General features: G+C 72.7%; 14 protein-coding genes and 1 tRNA gene. 10 read left to right on the forward strand and 5 right to left on the reverse strand.

The window, feature by feature from the left end:
- The first annotated feature begins 51 nt into the window (after positions 1-51).
- On the forward strand, positions 52-1,167 hold the full coding sequence (locus FXF60_RS07165) for an acyltransferase family protein (RefSeq protein WP_151524924.1): 1,116 nt from the start codon (positions 52-54) through the stop codon (positions 1,165-1,167).
- Between the two features lie 10 nt (positions 1,168-1,177).
- Here the strand turns inward: FXF60_RS07165 and FXF60_RS07170 are convergent, their stop codons facing one another.
- A complete protein-coding gene (locus tag FXF60_RS07170; protein ID WP_192796644.1) occupies positions 1,178-2,881 on the reverse strand; it encodes a glycosyltransferase in 1,704 nt (567 codons plus the stop codon).
- A 45-nt stretch (positions 2,882-2,926) separates the two neighbouring features.
- Between FXF60_RS07170 and FXF60_RS07175 the strand changes: the two genes are divergently transcribed.
- A complete protein-coding gene (locus FXF60_RS07175; RefSeq protein ID WP_151524928.1) occupies positions 2,927-4,261 on the forward strand; it encodes a Gfo/Idh/MocA family oxidoreductase in 1,335 nt (444 codons plus the stop codon).
- A complete protein-coding gene (locus tag FXF60_RS07180) occupies positions 4,261-6,957 on the forward strand; it encodes a CDP-glycerol glycerophosphotransferase family protein (protein WP_151524930.1) in 2,697 nt (898 codons plus the stop codon). Before FXF60_RS07175 ends, FXF60_RS07180 begins: the two co-directional genes overlap by 1 nt.
- Before the next feature lie 4 nt (positions 6,958-6,961).
- On the opposite strand, the gene FXF60_RS07185 is transcribed toward FXF60_RS07180, so the two are convergent.
- Entirely contained in the window at positions 6,962-7,273 is a 312-nt protein-coding gene (locus tag FXF60_RS07185) for a hypothetical protein (protein WP_151524932.1), read from the reverse strand.
- A gap of 206 nt (positions 7,274-7,479) precedes the next feature.
- Positions 7,480-8,364 carry a DUF7537 family lipoprotein gene (locus FXF60_RS16490; RefSeq protein WP_192796645.1) on the reverse strand — a complete coding sequence of 295 codons (885 nt, stop codon included), beginning with the start codon at positions 8,362-8,364 and terminating at the stop codon, positions 7,480-7,482.
- Between the two features lie 156 nt (positions 8,365-8,520).
- Between FXF60_RS16490 and FXF60_RS07195 the strand changes: the two genes are divergently transcribed.
- The 5 genes from FXF60_RS07195 to FXF60_RS07215 all read left to right on the forward strand — a co-directional run bounded on the left by FXF60_RS07195 (position 8,521) and on the right by FXF60_RS07215 (position 15,631).
- Positions 8,521-9,543: a 3-oxoacyl-ACP synthase III gene (locus tag FXF60_RS07195; RefSeq protein ID WP_151524934.1), complete on the forward strand. Its 1,023-nt coding sequence runs from the start codon at positions 8,521-8,523 to the stop codon at positions 9,541-9,543.
- 17 nt (positions 9,544-9,560) lie between these two features.
- On the forward strand, positions 9,561-12,260 hold the full coding sequence (locus tag FXF60_RS07200) for an alpha/beta fold hydrolase (RefSeq protein WP_151524936.1): 2,700 nt from the start codon (positions 9,561-9,563) through the stop codon (positions 12,258-12,260).
- A 1-nt stretch (position 12,261) separates the two neighbouring features.
- Entirely contained in the window at positions 12,262-13,260 is a 999-nt protein-coding gene (locus tag FXF60_RS07205; RefSeq protein WP_192796646.1) for an NAD-dependent epimerase/dehydratase family protein, read from the forward strand.
- A 41-nt stretch (positions 13,261-13,301) separates the two neighbouring features.
- A complete protein-coding gene (locus tag FXF60_RS07210; protein ID WP_151524938.1) occupies positions 13,302-14,525 on the forward strand; it encodes an acetyl-CoA C-acetyltransferase in 1,224 nt (407 codons plus the stop codon).
- A 125-nt stretch (positions 14,526-14,650) separates the two neighbouring features.
- Positions 14,651-15,631 carry a DUF808 domain-containing protein gene (locus tag FXF60_RS07215; RefSeq protein ID WP_151524940.1) on the forward strand — a complete coding sequence of 327 codons (981 nt, stop codon included), beginning with the start codon at positions 14,651-14,653 and terminating at the stop codon, positions 15,629-15,631.
- 24 nt (positions 15,632-15,655) lie between these two features.
- Here FXF60_RS07215 and FXF60_RS07220 read toward each other — a convergent pair whose 3' ends face one another.
- A complete protein-coding gene (locus tag FXF60_RS07220; RefSeq protein WP_151524942.1) occupies positions 15,656-15,973 on the reverse strand; it encodes a hypothetical protein in 318 nt (105 codons plus the stop codon).
- 26 nt (positions 15,974-15,999) lie between these two features.
- Positions 16,000-16,890: a Bax inhibitor-1/YccA family protein gene (locus FXF60_RS07225; protein WP_151524944.1), complete on the reverse strand. Its 891-nt coding sequence runs from the start codon at positions 16,888-16,890 to the stop codon at positions 16,000-16,002.
- A 173-nt stretch (positions 16,891-17,063) separates the two neighbouring features.
- Between FXF60_RS07225 and FXF60_RS07230 the strand changes: the two genes are divergently transcribed.
- Both FXF60_RS07230 and FXF60_RS07235 read left to right on the forward strand, forming a co-directional pair.
- Positions 17,064-19,553 carry a M14 family zinc carboxypeptidase gene (locus tag FXF60_RS07230; RefSeq protein WP_151524946.1) on the forward strand — a complete coding sequence of 830 codons (2,490 nt, stop codon included), beginning with the start codon at positions 17,064-17,066 and terminating at the stop codon, positions 19,551-19,553.
- A 48-nt stretch (positions 19,554-19,601) separates the two neighbouring features.
- Positions 19,602-19,675 (forward strand) — tRNA-Leu (locus tag FXF60_RS07235).
- Positions 19,676-19,741 lie beyond the last annotated feature (66 nt).

Genomic DNA, 19,741 nt, shown 5'->3' on the forward strand with positions numbered 1-19,741 from the left:
GTGCATCGCGCCGTCGCGCGAGGGTCTGCGGTCTGCCTACCATGGGAGACGATGCTCCCCTCCCCCACGCTGTCCCAGCAGTCCGCCGCGCCCGCCGAGCGGCCGGCCCCGGGGTCTGCCCGGCCGCGGCTGGCGGCCCTGGACGGGCTGCGCCTCGTCGCGGCGGTCGCAGTGCTCGCCTACCACTACACGGCGATCGACCGGGACTTCTGGGGCCGCGGCGGCACCGAGGAGTTCCCCACGCTGAGCCTGCTCACCCGCTACGGCTACCTCGGGGTCGAGCTCTTCTTCATCATCTCCGGCTTCGTCATCCTCATGACCGCCTACGGCCGCGGGGTCTCCGGATTCGTCGCCTCCCGCATCTCCCGGCTCTACCCCGCCTACTGGGCGGCGGTCCTGCTCACCGTCGGGCTGCAGGCGTTCTGGGACGGTGGGCGGCAGGTGGATGCGGTCGACGCCCTGCTGAACCTCACCATGGTCCAGCAGGTGTGGGACGTGACACCGGTGCAGGGTGCGTTCTGGACGCTGTGGGTGGAGCTGAGGTTCTACCTGCTCATCGGGGTGCTGATGGTGCTCGCCGGCGGCATCACCCGCCGGAAGGCGATCGCCTTCGCCATGCTGTGGCCCGTGTGCGCCGAGCTGGCCCGCGCGACCGACTCCGGCCTGCTGGAGGCGCTGCTCATCCCGACCTGGGCGCCGTACTTCGCCGGCGGCATGCTGCTCTACCTGCTGCACCGGGAGGGCCCGGACCTGCTGGTCGGGCTGGGCCTCGGGCTCAACCTGGTCCTGTGCATCCAGCAGGCGTCGAGGGACGCCGGTGGCCGGGCGGCGATCGGCAGCGACGCGTCCGTCTCGGAGCCGGTCGTGGGCGTCCTCGTCGTCCTCATGTTCGCCCTGGTGTATGCCTGCACCACGGGCCCGCTCGCCCGGTGGGACCGGGGATGGTTGACCGTCGCCGGTGCCCTGACCTACCCGCTCTACCTCGTGCACGGGCAGTTCGGCTACTTCGTGATCGACTCGCTCAGCGGGACGGTGAACAGCTACCTGGTGGTGGCCCTGGCGACCGCGCTGTCGTTCCTGCTGGCCTGGACCATCCACCGGTGCGTGGAGCGTCCGCTGCACGCACCGCTGCGTCGACGGCTGAGGTCCGCGCTGGAGCGGGGCTGACCGGCTCCGGTCAGCGCACCGAGGGCGGCATCTGGGCGTAGAGGCTGCGGAACAGCTCGAACCAGCGGGCGGCGAAGGCCCGCTCCCCGAACCTCTCGTCGACCCCGGCGCATCCCGCGCGCAGGGACGCCGCGAGGTCGGGGTCGCTCAGCACCTGGACGACCCGCTCGGCCAGCCCGTCGATGTCGGCGTCCTCGACGAGGAAGCCGTTGACCCCGTGGTCGATGATGTCGGCCGGACCGTAGCGGATGTCGTAGCTGACGATGGGGCACTGCTGCCGCAGCGCCTCGACGAAGACGATAGGGGCACCCTCGAACTTGCTCGACTGCAGCACCAGGGTGGCCCTGCGGTACTCCCGACCGGGTTGGGTGGTGAAGCCCTGCAGGCTCACCGAGTCCTGCAGCCCGAGGTCGTCGATGAGCTGCTGCAGCTCGGCGCGGCGCTCCCCCTCCCCGAAGATCTCCAGCCGGGCACCGGGCAGCTGCTCCACCACGGCGGCGAAGGCCCGGATCCCGTGGTCGGTCCGCTTCTGGTCCGCCAGCCGGCCCATCATGATCACCAGGTCCGGGTCGGGCTGGACGTCCGCGTGGGTGGCCTGGCCCGGAGCGGCGTGCGGCATCACCCAGAAGGTGTCCTGCCGCCCGAGGTATGCCTCGGCGTCGGCTCGTTGGCGCTCGGTGAGGAAGACCATCGCGCCCATCGAGTCCTGACGCCGGAACAGCCGCCGGAACGGCGCCCGCACCTCGTCGAGATCGCTGGAGGCGGTCTTGAGGTGGGAGTTGTGCGCGACGAAGCAGGTGCGCACGTGGTCACGCGTGTAGGCGAGGGCATCGGCGTCGGCCTGTCGCGCCTCCACCGCCAGGATGGTGGGCCGGGTGCCGATCACGGCGTCGAGGGCACGGTGCACGATCGGTGTCATGGTCCCGCGCCGCGTCGACTCCGGCCGACCGTCCTCGTCGTAGACGGTGACCGACTCCTCCACCGCCCGGCTGCCGACCTGGGGCGGCGGGGAGAACTCCACCGAGTACATCGGCCGCCCGTTGCGACGGTAGAAGACCTGCTCGCTGGGCGAGGGCACACCCGGCTCCCACCGGATGGTGCGCCGCAGCCGGCCGGTGTGGTCGAACTCGTCCCGCCGGACGCGGTACCCCTGGTCGTCGAAGTGGTGCTCGTGGTCCAGCGCGTCGTCCCGGAACCGGCGCAGCCGCACCGGCCGCCCGTCGACCTCCTCCACGAGGTTGCCCCCCTTGGCCACCCACCCGGCGCGCTCCAGGTCGGCGGCGGTCTCCAGCGTGGGGGCCGCAGGCCCGGCCGACTCGGTGGCGTCGGGGTAGGCGTCCATCAACCACCGGATCTCCACCCCCTCGCTCAGCTGGCCGCGGCGGCGCATCCCCTCGATCGCGCGCGGCAGCGTGTGGGCGTGGTTGCGCACGAGGACGACCGAGCGGATGCCGCCGAGCTCGTAGAGCGTGCGGCACTTGGACAGGATCGAGGCGGTGCGGCCGCCGAACTCCAGGGGTATGCCCTCCACCAGGACGACGTGCAGCACGTCCGGCGGCGGGGACAGCTCCGGGACGCCACCACGACGCGCACCGGGCGGTGGAGCGGGGGTCTGGACCGCGTCCGCGTGGTCGGGCTCCGTCGCCCGGGACCGGAGGGATCGCAGCACCCGGGAGACGACCCGGCGCGGCGTGGATCTCAGTCTGCCTACCATCACCATGCATACTCGCATGAGTCCACCACGAGGAGGCACCGACCAGTGCGTGTCATCACCTACGGCACCTACGACCTGTTCCACGAGGGCCACCGGCGGCTGCTGGAGCGCGCCAAGGCACTGGGGGACTACCTCATCGTCGGGGTCACCACGGAGAACTACGACGACGCGCGCGGCAAGCTCAACGTCCAGCAGAGCCTCATGACGCGGATCAAGAACGTCGAGGACAGCGGCCTCGCGGACAAGATCATCATCGAGGAGTACGAGGGCCAGAAGGTCCAGGACATCCAAAAGCACAAGGTGGACGTCTTCGCCATCGGCTCGGACTGGCTGGGGCGCTTCGACTACCTGGGCGACTACTGCGACGTCGTCTACCTCGAGCGGACCAAGGGCGTCTCCAGCACCCAGCTGCGCAACGAGGCGGGGGTCATCAGGCTCGGTGTGGTCGGTGCCGGCCGGATCGCGCACCGGTTCGTGCAGGAGGCGCGCTACGTCAGCGGCGTGAGCGTCGAGGGGGTGCACAACCGCACCCACAGCACCGCCGAGGAGTTCGCCGCCGAGCACGAGCTGAACCAGGCCTTCTCGGACTACGACGCGATGCTCGAGTCGGTGGACGCCGTCTACGTCGCGACCCCGCACGACACCCACGCCGACTTCACCCGGCGCGCCCTCGATGCCGGCGTGCACGTGCTGTGCGAGAAGCCGATGACCCTGTCGCGCCAGGAGACCGAGGAGCTCTTCGCGCACGCCCAGGACCGCGGGGTCGTGCTGATGGAGGCCATCAAGACGGCCTTCGCCCCGGGTTTCCAGCGGATGGTGGCCGTGGCCCGCAGCGGTGCCATCGGCCAGGTCCGCTCGGTCGACGCCACCTTCACCAAGCTCGTCTCGGAGGGCCGCGAGCTCCAGGCCCCGGCCGGGGGGAGCATCTCCGAACTCGCGAGCTACCCCCTGGTCGCCGTCGTGAAGCTGCTGGGGACCGAGGTCACCGACGTGCGGACCACCTCCTTCCAGCCCGAGGGATCGGAGGTGGAGGTCTACTCCAAGATCGACCTCTCCTTCGGGCACGGCGAGGCCACCGCCCGCACCGGGCTCGGCGTCAAGGCCGAGGGGGACCTGGTCGTGGCCGGCAGCGCGGGATACCTCTACGTCCCCGCCCCCTGGTGGAAGACGGAGTACTTCGAGGCACGCTTCGAGGACACCCGCGACAACAAGAAGTACTACTACAAGTTCGACGGGGACGGCCTGCGCTACGAGCTCGCCGAGTTCGCCTGGCTGATCCGCAACGAGACGCCCGAGTCCTACAAGCTGCGGGCCGCGGAGTCCGTCGCGATCGCCGACGTCATCGAGCGGGCCCGCACCGAGGCCAGGGTCTTCTCCTGATGACGGAGCCACCCGCCGGGGCACCGGAGCCGCAGCCCTCGGCGGTGGAGCGGGCGCGCTCGGCGCTCGGCCGCGGCAGGTCCGACGCGGAGCGCCTGGCCCGGCGCGTGCTGCGCCGTCAGCTCACGGCGGCCCGGTCCTCGGAGAACCCGCTCATGCAGCGCGCATACGTGCTGGGCCGCCAGGGCGCCCGCCGCACCATCAACGCCGTCACCCACCGGCAGGTCGGGTGGGTGGCCACGCTCTGGGCGGCGCGGTGGCTGGACGGGACGACCTACGAGATCACCGGCTGGGCCTACGAGCGCGGCTACGGGCATACCGAGCCGCCGCAGATCGAGCTGACCCTGGAGCGACCGGGCTCACCCGTCCGGGTGCGTGCGGAGGTGCGGCCCGTGGTGGAGATGGAGGTCAACGCCTTCGCCACCAAGGGCGAGTTCGACTACGCCAACACCGCCTTCGTGGCGAGGTTCGACCTCGCCGCGGTGCTCGACGACGGCGCGGACCGCCCCTGGCAGGTGCGGGTGCGCGTCACCGGGGCGGACGGACGCACGGCGACCGGCACGCTGAAGTACCGTCACCGCTCGAGCTCGGCCCGGATGCTCGGCGCCCGGACCTTCTCCGGAGGGGTCCAGGTCGTGCCGACCTGGGTCCGCAGGCGAGGCCTCTACGTCCACCGGGTCGAGCCCGCGGCGCTGGCGACCGAGGTCCACGTCGAGGGTCGGCGGGTGCGTGCCGAGGTGCGGCTGCAGGGCATCGACGCGCAGCGCGCCGAGCTGGTGTCCAGGGACGCCCGGCGCCCCATGGAGGTGGAGCGGGGCGAGGGCGGCAGCACCGTGCGGCTGAGCGCCGAGGTCCCCGAGACCTGGGTCGTCCTGCCCGCGGAGAGCGACCTGGCGACGCCGGAGACCGAGGAGGGTGCGCTCGACACCCAGGACTCCGCTCCCGACGACGCGGCCGAGGAGGTGGGCTCGGAGCAGTCCGCGTCGACGTCCGCGCCCGCGGAGGGTGACGCGCTCGAGGGGCAGCGCCGGGTCGCGCAGACCTACCGCCTCGTCGTCGTGGACCGCGACGGCACCGAGCACGTGGTCGCCACCTCGTTGGACCAGTCCGACCCGGTGCAGGACCAGTCGTCCGGCCTGGTGGCGTATGCCGGCTCCGGCGGTTCCCTGTACCTCGGCGACCCCCGGTCCCACCTGCTCGTGACCGACGCGGAGGCGGAGGCGGGGGACGCGCCGCGGCTGCGCCTGCGGGGGACGTGGGGCGGCTCCCTGGACGGGGTGGCGCTCACCTTCACAGGTCGCCGGCAGGTGGTCCCTGTGTCGGTCCGGCTGGACGAGGACGGCACCTGGAGCGGGGAGGTCGACCTGCTGCAGTCGCAGTGGGGCGGGCCGGCCATGCTGCCCCGAACCGGCAGCTACGTGCTCCGGGGCAGGGACGCCGACGGCGACGCCGTGCGCGTCATGGCCACCCCGGCCCTCGTCGCCCGGACCCCGGAGAAGCTGCCGGTCGAGCAGGCCCGGCTGCGCTGGGAGATCGGCAAGGGACGCTCGCTGCGGCTCCGTGTGGGGCTGACGCGCGCTCCCCACGAGCTCGGCTCCTACCACCAGCGCCGGATGGACGCGGCATACCTCGCCGGACCGCACGAGCCCGCACGGTCGGTCTACCTCGAGTCCTTCTACGGTCGGCTGGCGACGTGCAACCCGTTCGCGCTGGACGCCGTGATCGCGCGCGAGCACCCCGACTGGGTGCGCTACTGGGGCGTGACCGACCTGTCGGTGCCGGTGCCGGACGGGGCGGTGGCCGTGGTGGAGGGGACCCAGGCGTGGTTCGACGCGCGGGCCCGCTCGCGCGTCGTCATCGCGAACGACTGGCTGCGCCGACGGTTCACCCCGCAGCCGTTCCAGACCGTGCTGCAGACGTGGCACGGCTCGATGTTCAAGCGTATCGGCCTGGACCGCCCGAACGTCGGCGCCTCGACCCGGGAGTCGCTCGCGAACGAACGGGCCAAGTGGGACATCCTGCTCAGCCAGAACCACCACAGCACCGAGATCTTCCGCAGCGCCTACGCCTGGGACGGCACCTTCTACGAGGAGGGGTACCCACGCAACGACGCCCTCGTCGGGGGGTCGGGAGCCGCCATCCGGGAGCGGCTGGGCATCCGCCCTGACCAGAAGGCCGTCCTCTACGCCCCCACCTGGCGGGACAACGCGGCCGGCATGGTGGTCTTCCTCGACCTGGAGCAGCTCACGACCGAGCTCGGTGACGACTACGTGATCCTGGTGCGCGGGCACTCCCGCACCGTGGGTCACGGCAGGAGCGTCGACCTGCCCGGTGTCGTGGACGTCACGACCTACCCCAGCATCACCGAGCTGTTCCTCGCCGCGGACGCCATGGTCACGGACTACTCCTCGGTGATGTTCGACTACTCGGTGACCCGTCGCCCGATGGTCTTCTACGTCCCCGACCTGGACGAGTACCGCGACGACGTGCGCGGGGTGTACTTCGACCTGGAGCAGGAGGCACCCGGCCCGGTCGTCAGCACCCAGGAGCAGGTCGTCTCGGCCCTCCGCGGGATGGGCGAGGACCAGGACGCCCAGTATGCCGAGCGCTACGCCCGGTGGGTGGAGCGCTTCAACCACCTGGACGACGGCCACAGCGCGGAGCGCGTGGTGCGTCGCCTGTTCGACGGGTTGTGAGGTCTCAGAGCATCGCGGCCACGACGCCCACGACCGAGCGTCGCCGGGCCGGGCGTGCGAGCCGGTGGCCCGCCGGGGCCGCGGCGGGCGCCACCGGGCCGCGCGAGGGACGCCAGGCCAGCTCGTCGACCGCGTCCCGGACGGTCTGCTCGTCAGCGGTCTCGGACAGCACCGTCTCGGTCCGGACCGGGTCGGGGCCGGCCGACCCCTCGGAGACCAGCACCAGGGCGGGGATCGCGCGGGCCGCGCACCACTCGCGGTCCTGCTGCTGCGCGGGCCAGCGGACGACCCGCACGGGGGTCCAGCCTGACACCATGTCTCGCTCCTCGCCTCGTCTGTCGGACACCGGTCAGTCTGCCCGATGGTCGACCGCGGTCAGCACCAGATCGGCCCGGATCGGCAAGGATTCACGGCACGTTCACGAGCACGCCTCCGGGCGGTCGCACCGCTGCCGCCTGACTGACACGCACGCAGGCCGCGACCCGTCTCCGGGCCGCGGCCTGCGTCGCGGGGCGGGGCCGGTCAGCCGTCGCTGCCGGACCCGCCGAGGTCGCCCATGTCCATGACCTGGTCGGGGTCCGGCGCCTCGATCTCCTGCGCCTCGCCCCAGTTGTCCATCATCATCTCGGCGGTCGCGCCCTCGAGCTCGAAGCTCAGCTGGCGCATGAGGTTGTCGTCGTCCAGCCAGACGTCGTAGACGACCGGGCCGTCGCCCAGGCCCGCGGTCATCTCCGCCGCGTCCGCGCCGGCGGCCTCGGCGACCGCCTCCGCGTCCACGGTGATCTGGTAGTGGCCCATCTCGGTGCCGTCGACGTCCTCGTCGCCCAGGAAGAGCACCTGCTCGGCCCCGGCCTCCCACGCCTCCCACTGGGTGGAGACATCGATGTCGTCCATCGCCGCACCCTGCCCGAGCATGTCCTCGGGCGCCTGCATGAACATCCCCTCCGGCGTCACACCGGGCATCGCGACGTAGACCTGACCGTCGAGCATGACCATGTCCATCTCACCGACGTCCGGCAGCGTCATGGTCATCTGCATCGCGGCCTCGTCGCCGCTGAGGTCGACGGCGCCGTCGGCGGCGATCTGCTGCCCGTCCGCCTGCATGTCCAGGGTCATCGTGTAGGTCGACAGCGTCTCCTCGCCCGGCTCCTGCAGCATCGCGAGGAAGTCCTCGACCGGGATCTCCTCACCGTCGGCCTGCTCCCCGCTCCCCGCACCGGCGCCCTCGTCGGTCTCGGACTCGGCCGCGTCGGTGCTCTCGGCCGCCTCGGAGGTCTCCTCCTGCGTCTCCTCGGTGCTCGAGGCCTCCGGCTCCGCCCCACCCTCGTCGCCGGAGCAGGCCCCCAGGCCCAGACTCAGGACTCCGGCGCTGAGGACCGCCCCCAGGCGCATCCGCGTTGTGCTCATGGCTCTCCCTTTCCCGGCGATGATGCGCCCCGTTCTGGACCCACCTGTCCGGTCCATCGTGGCACAGCGGTGCTGCTCAGTTCTTCCCAGTCGCCGGTGCTGTGGTCGAATGGTCGTCTGACCCTTCTTCCCTCAGCACACCCGAGGACATCCCCCGTGACCGGCAACGCCACCTTCCGGCACAGCAACACCGCTGTGCTCTCGATCACTGCCGTCGACGCCCCGGTCGTCAAGACCTCGGCCGAGTTCGACGAGGTGATCGGCGACTCCTACAGCCGGAACGGTCTGCGCCCGGGCATGCTCGCCAAGCTGGCAGGGATCTCTGAACGCCGGTGGTGGCGGGACGACCAGAACTTCGTGGACGGCGCCGTCGAGGCGGCCCGGGCCGCGCTGCAGGAGGCGGGGGTCGACGCGGGCCGGGTCGGGCTGCTCATCAACACCTCCGTCAGCCGGGAGCACCTGGAGCCCTCGATCGCGGTCTCCGTCCACCACGCGCTCGGGCTGCCCACCGCCTGCCTGAACTTCGACCTGACCAACGCCTGCCTCGGCTTCGTCAACGGTATGCAGCTGGCCGCCACGATGATCGACGCCGGTCAGATCGACTACGCGCTGGTCGTATGCGGTGAGGGGTCCCGCACCCCGCAGGAGCGGACGCTGGAGCGGCTCTCCTCCCCGGCCGCCACCGCCGCCGACATCCTCAGCCAGTTCGCCACGCTCACCCTGGGGTCGGGTGCGGCGGCCATGCTGCTGGGCCGGGCCAGCGAGCACCCCGAGGGGCACCGCGTGGTCGGAGGCGTGACCCGCGCGGCGACCGAGCACCACGAGCTGTGCGTGGGCGACTACTCCGAGATGCGCACCGACGCCCAAGGTCTGCTGGTCGCCGGGATGGGGCTCGCCTCCGCGCTGTGGGCGGACGCCGCCGCCGAGTTCGACTGGAGCCGGATGGACCGCTACATCGTCCACCAGGTGTCCCAGGTCCATACCACCAAGACGGCAGAGGCGCTGGGCATCGACCTGGCGAGCATCCCGCTGACCTTCCCCACCTACGGCAACGTCGGCCCGGCAGCCGTCGCGATCACGCTGGCCAAGGAGGCGGACTCGCTGCGGCCGGGTGACCGGGTGCTGATGATGGGCATCGGGTCGGGGCTGAACATGACCTGCCTCGAGATCGACTGGTGAGCTGAGCTGAGCCGCGCGTGGCCGCACCCCGTCAACGGATCCACGACCCGGCGCGCCGGTCCGCCGTCGACGCGGTCGGGCTGCCCCGCAGGCCCCTGCCCGGTCTCGACCCGGCCTGGTCCCGGGTCGTCCTCGCCCCGGACGCCGAGGGGCTGACCCGCCGCTGGCACGTGCTCGACAACGGCCCGCTGCTGGCTCGGGCCGAGGGCGAGGTGCAGGGCACCGTGCTCGCCGTGCACGGCAACCCCACCTGGTCCTACCTGTGGCGGCGCATCCTGGACCAGGCACCGACGGGGTGGCGGGTGATCGCGGTCGACCAGCTCGGGATGGGGTGGTCCGAACGCACCGAGAGCCCGCGCACGTTGGCCCAGCGGGTCGCGGACCTCAGCAGCCTCACCGAGCGCCTGGGCGTCTCCGGACCGGTGGTGACCCTCGCCCACGACTGGGGCGGGCCGATCAGCCTGGGATGGGCGCTGCGTCACCGGGACCAGCTGGCCGGGGTGGTCCTGACCAACACCGCGGTGCACCAGCCGGTCGAGCACGCGGCACCCGCCGTCATCCGGCTGGCCCGCGCCCCGATGCTGCTGGCGCGGGTGTGCCGCAGCACGCCCGCCTTCGTCCGCGGGACGACCGCGCTGTCGGTGCCACCCCTCCCGCGCGAGGTCCGGGACGCCTTCGCCGCGCCCTACACGACCGCGGACCGTCGGAGCGCGGTCGCCGACTTCGTCCGCGACATCCCCTTCGAGCCGGATCACCCCAGCCGGGCCGCGCTGGACGAGATCGCGGCCGGCACGGCCACCCTCGACGTCCCCGCCCTGCTGCTCTGGGGCCCGCGCGACCCGGTCTTCTCGGAGCGCTACCTGGAGGACCTGCTGCGCCGGTTGCCGCACGCGGACGTGCAGCGCTACCCCGGCGCCTCGCACCTGGTCCTGGAGGACCGGCCGGAGGGTGTCGGGGTGATCTGGGGCTGGCTCGAGGACCTGCTCGACGACGCCGCACCGGGAGCGCCGGAGCACCCGTCGGCTGCTCGCGCCAGCGGCGCGCGGGTGCCGATCCGGGTGGACACCAGCCGCCCCGAGGACGTCGCCGTGGTCGAGCTGGGCTCGAGCGGTGGCACGGCGGCTGCCCCACGCCGGGTGACCTTCGGCGAGCTGGACACCAGGGTGGACGCGCTCGCCCGCGGCTTGGCCGCGCGAGGGGTGCGCCCCGGTGACCGCGTGGCGGTGCTGGTGCCGCCCGGTGTCGACCTCACCACGGTGGTCTACGCCGTCTGGCGCCTGGGTGCCGTCGTCGTCATCGCCGACGCCGGGCTCGGCCTGGGTCGCCTGGGTGCCGCGCTGGCCGGTGCCAGGCCGGCGCACGTCATCGGAATCGACCGTGCGCTGGCGCTGGCGGCGCTCACCAGGGTGCCCGGCGCCCGCCTCCGCGTCGGGGGCGACGCGCTCGACGAGCTCGTCGCCGACGGTGCCCGGACGGGCACGGCCCTCCCCACCGACCTGCCCGAGGACGCGGACGGTGCGGTCCTGTTCACCTCGGGCGCGACCGGACCTCCCAAGGGTGTGGTCTACACGCGCCGGGGCCTCGCCGCCCAGGTCGCGCTGCTCCGGGACACCTTCGGCTTCGGACCCGGCGAGCGCTTCGTCGCGGCCTTCGCGCCGTTCGCCCTCTACGGCCCCGCCCTCGGTCTGCCCAGCGCGGTGCCGGACATGGACGTGACGGCGCCGCACACGCTGACCGCCGCCGCCCTGGCGGACGCGGTCGCCGCCGTGGACGCCACCATGGTCTTCGCGGCCCCCGCCGCACTGCGCAACGTGGTCGCGACCGCGGACGACCTGACGCCGGCGCAGCGACAGGTCCTCGCCGGCCCCCGCCTCGTCCTCTCGGCCGGGGCCCCCGTGCCCGCCGAGCTGCTGCGCGCGGTCCGGGCCATCCTCACCGGCGCACAGACGCAGACGCCCTACGGCATGACCGAGGCGCTCCCGGTGGCGACGCACGACCCGACGACCCCGGGTCGGGACGACGACCGGGGCGGCGTGTGCGTGGGTCGTCCGGTCCCGGGCGTCGAGGTCGGCATCGCCGTGCTGGACGACGCAGGGGTCCCTGCCGAGGAGCTCGGCACCGCGCCCGGCGCCGTCGGGGAGATCGTGGTGCGGGGTCCGCACGTGAAGGACAGGTACGACCGGCAGTGGGCGGCCCAGCGAGGCAGTGCCCGGCCGGCGGGATGGCACCGCACCGGAGACGTGGGTCACCTGGACGACGAGGGTCGGCTCTGGGTGGAGGGGCGGCTGGCGCACGTGCTCACCACGGCCGACGGGCCGGTGACGCCCTACCCCGTCGAGGACCGGGTGCGGGAGCTTCCGGGCCTCGCCGACGCCGCCGTCGTCGGCGTGGGGCCCGGCGGGGCCGAGCTGGTCGTGCTGGTCCTGGTCCCCGAGGAGCGGGGCGGCCTGCTGGCCAGGGTGCGCGGCGCGGCACCGGGATCCGGGGCGTTGGCGCCGCCGGACCTGGCGGGTCGCGTGCGTGCCGTCGCCGGGGTGCCGGTGGCAGCCGTGCTCGTGCGGGACTGGCTCCCGGTCGACGTGCGGCACGCGAGCAAGGTCGACCGGGCAGCGCTCGCCGACTGGGCGGACGGCATCCTGCACGGTCGCGGGGGCCGGACCGTGACCGGGTGGGTGACGGGTCGCTCTCGTCGCGCGCCGCGGACGAGGAGCCGCTGACATGACGACCCGGCCCGGACGGGTGCTCGTGACCGGGGCGAGCGGGATGCTCGGGGGCGCGGTCGCCGACCTGCTCGCGGACCGGGGATGGGACGTCACCGTCATGCAGCGTCGCACCGCGGGCGGTCGGCACCGGGAGGTGCTGGGCGACATCCGGGACGGCGAGGCCGTGAGCCGGGCGGTCTCGGGCCAGGACGCCGTGGCCCACCTGGCGGCCAAGGTCGACGTGGTCGGGTCCTGGCGCGACTTCGTCGACGTCAACGTCCGAGGCACCCGACGGGTGATCGAGGCGTTGCGCGCGCAGGGGGGTGGACGGCTGGTCCAGGTGAGCTCGCCCTCGGTCGCGCACACCGGCCGGTCCCTGGTCGGTGCCGGCGCCGGTCCCGCGTCGCCGATGCGTGCCCGAGGGCACTACGCCCGCACCAAGGCCGCCGCCGAGCTGTTCGCCCTCGAGGCCGACGACGGCGCGCTCGCCAGCACGGCGATCCGGCCCCACCTGGTCTGGGGGCCGGGCGACACCCAGCTGGTGGGACGCATCGCCGAGCGCGCCCGGCAGGGCCGGCTCGCCCTCGTGGGGGCGGGGACCGTGCTGGTGGACACCACCTACGTCGACAACGCCGCCGAGGCCATCGCGGCCGCGCTCGAGCGGATCGAGCACGCCCGCGGCCAGGCCCTCGTCGTGACCAACGGCGAGCCGCGGCCCATCGGCGAGCTCGTCGCCGGCATCTGCCACGCCGTCGGTGCTCCCGCGCCCAGGCTGCACCTGCCGAGCCCGCTGGCCTGGACGCTCGGCGCGGCGGTGGAGGGGGTCGTGGCCGCCGCGCAGGCCCTGCCGGGGCTCCCCCCGATCACCCAGCCGCCGATGACCCGCTTCCTCGCCGAGCAGCTGTCCAGCGCCCACTGGTTCGACCAGCGGCACACCCGGGAGACGCTGGACTGGGCGCCGCGGGTCGGCATCGACGAGGGGCTCGAGCGCCTCGCCGCGGCAGCCGGCACCTGACCTACACTCGCGGCATACCGCTCGCGTCAAGGAGGACCCCCATGCCCGAGGCCGTCATCGTCGCTGCCGCCCGCACCCCCATCGGCCGCGCCTTCAAGGGCTCGCTGACCACCGCCCGGCCGGACGACCTCGCCGCAGGTGTCATCCGGGCCGCGCTGGAGCAGGTCCCCGCTCTCGACCCCACCACGGTGGAGGACCTCTACCTCGGCTGCGCCGAGCCGTGGGGCGAGCACGGGTTCAACATGGCGCGCGTGGTGAGCGTGCTGCTCGGCCTGGACACCGTGCCCGGATCGACGGTGAACCGCTTCTGCGCCAGCTCGGTGCAGACGACCCGGCAGGCGCTGCACGCGATCAGGTCGGGCGAGGGCGACGTCTTCATCAGCGCCGGTGTCGAGTGCGTGTCCCGCTATGCCGACTTCTCCGGGGCCGGCGGCGGCAAGGAGAGCTGGCGCAACCCGCTGTTCGCCGACGCCGTGTCCCGCACCGAGGCGATGGCCGCCAGCAACGACACGTGGACCGACCCGCGCGCCGAGGGCGGGCTGCCGGACGTCTACATCGCCATGGGCCAGACCGCGGAGAACGTCGCCACCTCGCTGGGGATCTCCCGGCAGCGCCAGGACGAGTGGGGCGTGCGCAGCCAGAACCGTGCCGAGCAGGCCATCGCCGACGGCGTCTTCGCGCGGGAGATCGCGCCGGTGACGCTCGCCGACGGCACCGTGCTCAGCACCGACGACGGCCCCCGCCCGGGCGTGACCCTGGAGAAGGTGAGCCAGCTGCAGCCGGTCTTCCGCGAGGACGGCACCGTGACCGCCGGCAACTGCTGCCCGCTCAACGACGGCGCCGCCGCCCTGGTCGTCATGAGCGACACCCGCGCGAAGGAGCTCGGGCTCACCCCGCTGGCGCGCATCGTCTCCACCGGGGTGTCCGCGCTCTCCCCCGAGATCATGGGCCTGGGGCCGATCGAGGCCAGCACCCAGGCCCTCGCCCGGGCCGGGATGAGCATCGGCGACATGGACCTCTACGAGATCAACGAGGCCTTCGCCGTCCAGGTGCTGGGCTCCGCCGACGCGCTCGGCATGGACGAGGACAAGCTCAACGTGCACGGCGGCGCCATTGCCCTCGGCCACCCGTTCGGCTGCACCGGCGCGCGCATCTCGACCACCCTCATCAACGCGCTGCAGACGCACGACGGGCAGTTCGGGCTGGAGACGATGTGCGTCGGCGGTGGCCAGGGCATGGCCATGGTGCTCGAGCGCCTCTCCTGACCGACCGCACGGTCTGCGCGCACCGACCGCACGGTCTGCGCGCACCGACCGCGCGAGATGCGTCATACCGCCAGGGCGGCAGGTAGCCTGACGCAGACCGTTCCGCTGCTCCTGTGAGGTGACCCATGGCCGGTGGTCTCGCCGCCCTGCTCGACGACATCGCCGCGATCGCCCGGGTCGCCGCCGCGTCCGTGGACGACATCAGCGCCGCCGCCGGCCGGGCCGGGGCCAAGGCCGCCGGGGTCATCGTCGACGACGCCGCGGTCACCCCGCGCTACGTCACCGGCGTCGACCCGAGCCGTGAGCTGCCGATGATCAAGACGATCGCCATCGGCTCGCTGCGCAACAAGCTGCTCTTCATCGTGCCCGCGGCGCTGCTGCTCAGCGTGTTCCTGCCGTGGCTGCTCACCCCGATCCTCATGGTGGGCGGCTGCTACCTGTCCTACGAGGGCGCGCACAAGGTGCTCGAGTGGCTGGGCGTGGGGCACGACTCGGCGCACGACGAACCGGCCGTGGAGAAGGGGCCGGAGGCGGAGAAGAAGGTCACCTCGGGGGCGATCCGCACCGACTTCATCCTGTCCGCCGAGATCATGGTCATCGCCCTCAACGAGGTCTCCGAGGAGCCGCTGCTCAACCGCGCGGTCATCCTGGTCGTCGTGGCCCTGGGCATCACCGCGCTGATCTACGGAGCGGTCGCCCTCATCGTCAAGATGGACGACATCGGGCTGAACCTCTCCCAGCGCGAGTCCGAGGGCACGCAGCGCTTCGGGCGGGGCCTGGTCAAGGCGATGCCCGTCGTCCTCAAGACCCTGTCCATCGTCGGGGTCGTCGCGATGCTGTGGGTGGGAGGCCACATCCTGCTCGTCGGTATCGACGAGCTCGGCTTCCACCCGATCTACGAGTTCGTGCACCACGCCGAGGAGGTCGTGGCCGGCCTCATCCCCGTGATCGCCGGATTCCTGACCTGGCTCACCAACACCTTCTTCTCGGCGATCCTGGGTCTGGTCGTGGGTCTGGCGATCGTCGGTGTCGTGTCCGTCCTCCCCTTCGGCAAGGGGCACGGCAGCGACAGCGACTCGGCGCACGCCGGGGCGGACGCGCACTGACCCTGAGCCGTCGCCGGCGGGCGGTCAGGGCAACGAGCGCCGCAGCCGGGTGACGCGGGCGGCCAGGTCGTCCGCGGGCAGCCCCGCCTGCTGGGCGTCGAAGACCATCACCCGCAGCTGATCCATGACCACCGCCGGTCCGAGGTCAGGGACCGGCTCAGGGGTCTGCTCCACGGCGTCGGCCGTCTCGTCGGCCAGCTCCTGGACGAGCGCCCGCACCCTCGGGTATGCCCCGAGCGCCCGGTCCAGGGGCAGCTGCTCCCAGCGCCGGGCCACGCGCTCGACCTCCGCCGCCGTGACGGCGGACGGCCCGCCAGCAGGTGAGCTGCTGACGGGCCGCATACCGGTCCTGGATCCTGGGGTGATGCTCAGTCGCTGCTCTGCAGGATCGCGAAGAGCCGCAGGAACTCGATGTAGAGCCAGACCAGACTGGCGACCAGGCCGTGGCCCAGCAACCAGGAGTACTTCTCCGGGGCACCCCCGCTGACGGCGCGGTCGATGGAGTCGAAGTCGACGGCCAGCGAGTAGGAGGCCAGCGCGACGCCGAGGAGGGCGATCAGCCAGCCGAACTGCGAGCCGTAGATGCCCCAGCCGTCGCCGAAGCCCAGGAACGAGGCGCCGATGTTGATGAGGAGGAAGACGAGGTAACCCATCGCGACCATGCCGAAGATCCGGCGGGTCCTGCTGGTGACCTTGATGAAGCCGGCCTTCCAGCCGATGAACATGCCGGCGAAGGTCGCCAGGGTGGCGATGATCGCCGTCGTCACCACGCCCTCGAAGACCGTGTTGAAGTAGACGCTGGCCGCACCGATGAAGGCTCCCTGCAGCACGGCGTGGACCATGATCAGCCCGACGTTGACCTTCTTGCTGAAGCCGATGGCGAAGCTGAGCGCGAGCGAGCCGAACATGCCGACCAGCCAGATCGGCATCGCGATCTCGAGCCTCGGCCCGACGAACATCCAGGTGGCCGCGGCGACCGCCACCACGATGCCGAAGAGCATGAGGCTCTTGACGACGACGTCGTCCAGCGTCAGGCGACCGGTCTGGGCCGGGCCTGCGGGGGCCTGGTCGTACATGTCCTGCAGCTGCCGGTCGGACATGGTCTCGCTGGGACCGGGCTGGTACTGCGGGATGGGCGAGCCGCCCTGCGTCTGCGCGTAGCTCTGCTGGCCGTAGCCGGGGCTCTGCTGGCCGAAGCCGGCATACCCGCCCTGGGCGGCCTCCTTGTCGGTGCGGTTGAAGACCGGGTTGACGGCCATGGTTCCTCCAAGTCGGTCGGCACCGCGGTCGAACGACCGCGATGTCAGGTGTCACCAGCATAAACGTCCGAGGGCCTGAGAGGATTCCGCGCGCCGCGGTGCCGTGGTCGACGGGTCTGGCGGGTGTCACCACCGCGGGATATCCTGTCGGGCGCCCCCAGACGAGGAGAGGTATGCCCCGCCACCACGGCACCCGCGCGCTCACCGGCGCTCTGGCCCTGACGCTGGCCGCCGGCCTGGTCGGCGCGCCCGGCGGGGCGCACGCGGCGCCGGCCGTGGACGTCCACGCCGCTCCCCTGGCGACGCACCCCGGTGACGGGGCGCCCTACCCCCGCCAGCAGCCCCTCCCCGAGCCGCCCGTGGACGACACCGACGCCGCCCTGCGGCCCGGGCTGACGGCATACCACGACATCTCCCGGCGGCTGAACGCCGTGATGCAGACCTCGGACCGGGTGTCCGCGGAGGTCCTCACCGAGACCGGCGCCGGACGCGACGTCGTCCTGGTCACGCTGACCGCGCCGGAGAGCCGGGGGCAGGCACGGCAGCAGCAGCGACTGCGCGACCTCATCACCGACGACCCGGCGCGGGCGGCCGAGGACCGGCGGCTGAAGCGCGACTACAAGCTGCCGGTCTTCATCAACGGCAACATCCACGGCAACGAGTTCGAGGGCACCGACGCCGCGCTGCGGCTGGTGGAGGACTACGCCACGAGCCAGGACCGGGCGGTGCGGAGACTGCTGGAACGGTCCCGCATCCACCTGGTCATCTCGATGAACCCCGACGGTCGGCACGACAACACGCGACGCAACAGCGCGGGCTTCGACCTCAACCGCGACTTCGTCACCGCCACCCAGCCGGAGACGGTCGCCGTGCGGGACGCGTTGATCGGCACCCAGCCGGTGCTCATGCTCGACCTGCACGGCTACGTCAACGGCACGCTCGTCGAGCCGACCACGCCCCCGCACGGCGAGAACTACGAGTACGACCTGTTCATCAAGCACGCCTACCCGAACGGCCTCGGCATGGAGGAGGCCATCAACGGGCTCGGCTACGACGAGGACGACGGTGTCGACCCGGTGCAGGTGCCGCTGCGGGACTGGGCGGAGGGATGGGACGACTGGCCGCCGATCTTCACGCCGCAGTACGCCGCGCTGCACGGCGCGGTGGCGCACACGATCGAGGTGCCGCTGCGCATCAACAACTCCTCCTACGACCTCCCCGTGGAGGAGCTGCAGCGTCGGTCGGCGATCAACACCGACATCGCGCACGCCGCGGTGACCTCGACGCTGGAGTATGCCGCCGCGCACCGCGACGAGCTGCTCGCCGACCAGATCGAGATCTTCCGCCGGGGCGAGGCCGGGGAGCCGCAGACGCCCGTCGAGGAGGGTCTCTTCGACGGGGTGATCGGGCCCGAGGACGTCTACACGACCACCTACCCGCGCGCGTACGTCATCCCCGTCGGTGACCGGCAGCGCTCGGCGCCGGCCGCCGCCCGGCTCGTCGAGCACCTGCTCGCCAACGACGTGGAGGTGACCCGGCTGACCCGTCGCGCCACCCTGTCCGGTCGCAGCTACCCGGCCGGGAGCTACGTCGTCGACATGCACCAGGCCAAGCGCGGCATGGCGGGCACCCTCCTCGGGCCGGGAAGCGACATCTCGGACCGGGTCGACGCGATGTACGACATCTCCGGGTGGAGCCATGCCCTGCTGTGGGGTGCCGACGTGGTGACGGTGCCCGCGGGCGATCCGCTGCGGCTCCGTGGCCGGGTGGTCGACGAGGTCGACATCGACGGGTCGCTGCCCAGGAGCCGCACCGGGTGGATGCTGCCGATGGCCGACCCCGCGGACGTGCAGGCGGTCAGCCTGCTGCTGGAGCAGGGCATCCCGCTGGAGCTGCTCGACGACGGCCGGGTGCTCGTGCCGCGTCGCTACCCGTGGGCCGCGGGCAACGTCGTGTCGCGCTTCGGCGTCGAGCTGAGCGCCGCCCCGAGGCGGGCGTCCGGCGAGCCGCTGGAGGCCTCGGCCAGGGTGGTGGGCGTCGCCGGCAGCGCGGAGGAGCGCTGGGCGTTCGCGGAGATGGGCCTCGCCGCTCGTGAGGTGAGCAGCGAGGCGCTCAACGAGGGCCTGGACCTGTCCGACCTGGACGCCCTCTACGTCTCCAGCGGTCTGGCCTGGGAGGATCTGGAGGACGGTGCGCGCGCCGAGCTGCAGGAGTTCGTCGCCGACGGCGGTGGGCTGGTCGGGCGCGGCGTCGCGGGCACCAGCCTGGGCACCGCGCTCGGCGTGATCGAGGCGACGTCGGTGCGCGGCCGCGGCGACGCCAACGGCGTGGTGCGGGTGCGGAACGACGACGAGAGCCCGGTGACCTCGGCCGCCACCCGGCACGCCTTCATCTACTCCCCCGTGTGGTTCACCGACCTCGGCGAGGACGTGCGGGTGGACCAGCGGCTGGCCGAGGACCCGCTGGCGAGCGGGCACTGGCGGTCGACCCCGAGCGGTGAGGGCGGGCCGGACGCGGGGGCCGGGCAGCCCGTCGTGGTCAGCGACGAGAGCGACGACTCGCGGACGGTTCTCCTGGGCACCGAGCCGCTCTTCCGGGCGCACCCCAAGGGTCAGTACGCCCTCGTGGCCCGGGCCTTACTCTGGGCCGGCGCGCACGACTGAGCGCCGGCCGGCGTCCACAGGTCGCCGGCCGGGTGGTCGCGGCCACCGGCCCCCGTAGCCCAATCGGCAGAGGCAGCCCACTTAAAATGGGTTCAGTGCGGGTTCGAGTCCCGCCGGGGGCACGCGGGCGTCCGTGCCGGCGGCACGCACCTCCCCTTCTCCACGGTGGGTCGTGAGCCGTGCAGGAT

It is taken from the genome of Serinicoccus kebangsaanensis (assembly GCF_008919445.1).
GTDB lineage: Bacteria > Actinomycetota > Actinomycetes > Actinomycetales > Dermatophilaceae > Ornithinicoccus > Ornithinicoccus kebangsaanensis.

What these genes read in the sequence shown, in the direction of transcription:
- FXF60_RS07180 (WP_151524930.1), top strand. Translation starts at nt 4,261, where the DNA reads ATGACGGAGCCACCCGCCGGGGCACCGGAGCCGCAGCCCTCGGCGGTG.
- FXF60_RS07205 (WP_192796646.1), top strand. Translation starts at nt 12,262, where the DNA reads ATGACGACCCGGCCCGGACGGGTGCTCGTGACCGGGGCGAGCGGGATG.
- FXF60_RS16490 (WP_192796645.1), bottom strand. Translation starts at nt 8,364, where the DNA reads ATGAGCACAACGCGGATGCGCCTGGGGGCGGTCCTCAGCGCCGGAGTC.
- FXF60_RS07210 (WP_151524938.1), top strand. Translation starts at nt 13,302, where the DNA reads ATGCCCGAGGCCGTCATCGTCGCTGCCGCCCGCACCCCCATCGGCCGC.
- FXF60_RS07215 (WP_151524940.1), top strand. Translation starts at nt 14,651, where the DNA reads ATGGCCGGTGGTCTCGCCGCCCTGCTCGACGACATCGCCGCGATCGCC.
- FXF60_RS07220 (WP_151524942.1), bottom strand. Translation starts at nt 15,973, where the DNA reads ATGCGGCCCGTCAGCAGCTCACCTGCTGGCGGGCCGTCCGCCGTCACG.
- FXF60_RS07170 (WP_192796644.1), bottom strand. Translation starts at nt 2,881, where the DNA reads ATGGTAGGCAGACTGAGATCCACGCCGCGCCGGGTCGTCTCCCGGGTG.
- FXF60_RS07185 (WP_151524932.1), bottom strand. Translation starts at nt 7,273, where the DNA reads ATGGTGTCAGGCTGGACCCCCGTGCGGGTCGTCCGCTGGCCCGCGCAG.
- FXF60_RS07225 (WP_151524944.1), bottom strand. Translation starts at nt 16,890, where the DNA reads ATGGCCGTCAACCCGGTCTTCAACCGCACCGACAAGGAGGCCGCCCAG.
- FXF60_RS07165 (WP_151524924.1), top strand. Translation starts at nt 52, where the DNA reads ATGCTCCCCTCCCCCACGCTGTCCCAGCAGTCCGCCGCGCCCGCCGAG.
- FXF60_RS07230 (WP_151524946.1), top strand. Translation starts at nt 17,064, where the DNA reads ATGCCCCGCCACCACGGCACCCGCGCGCTCACCGGCGCTCTGGCCCTG.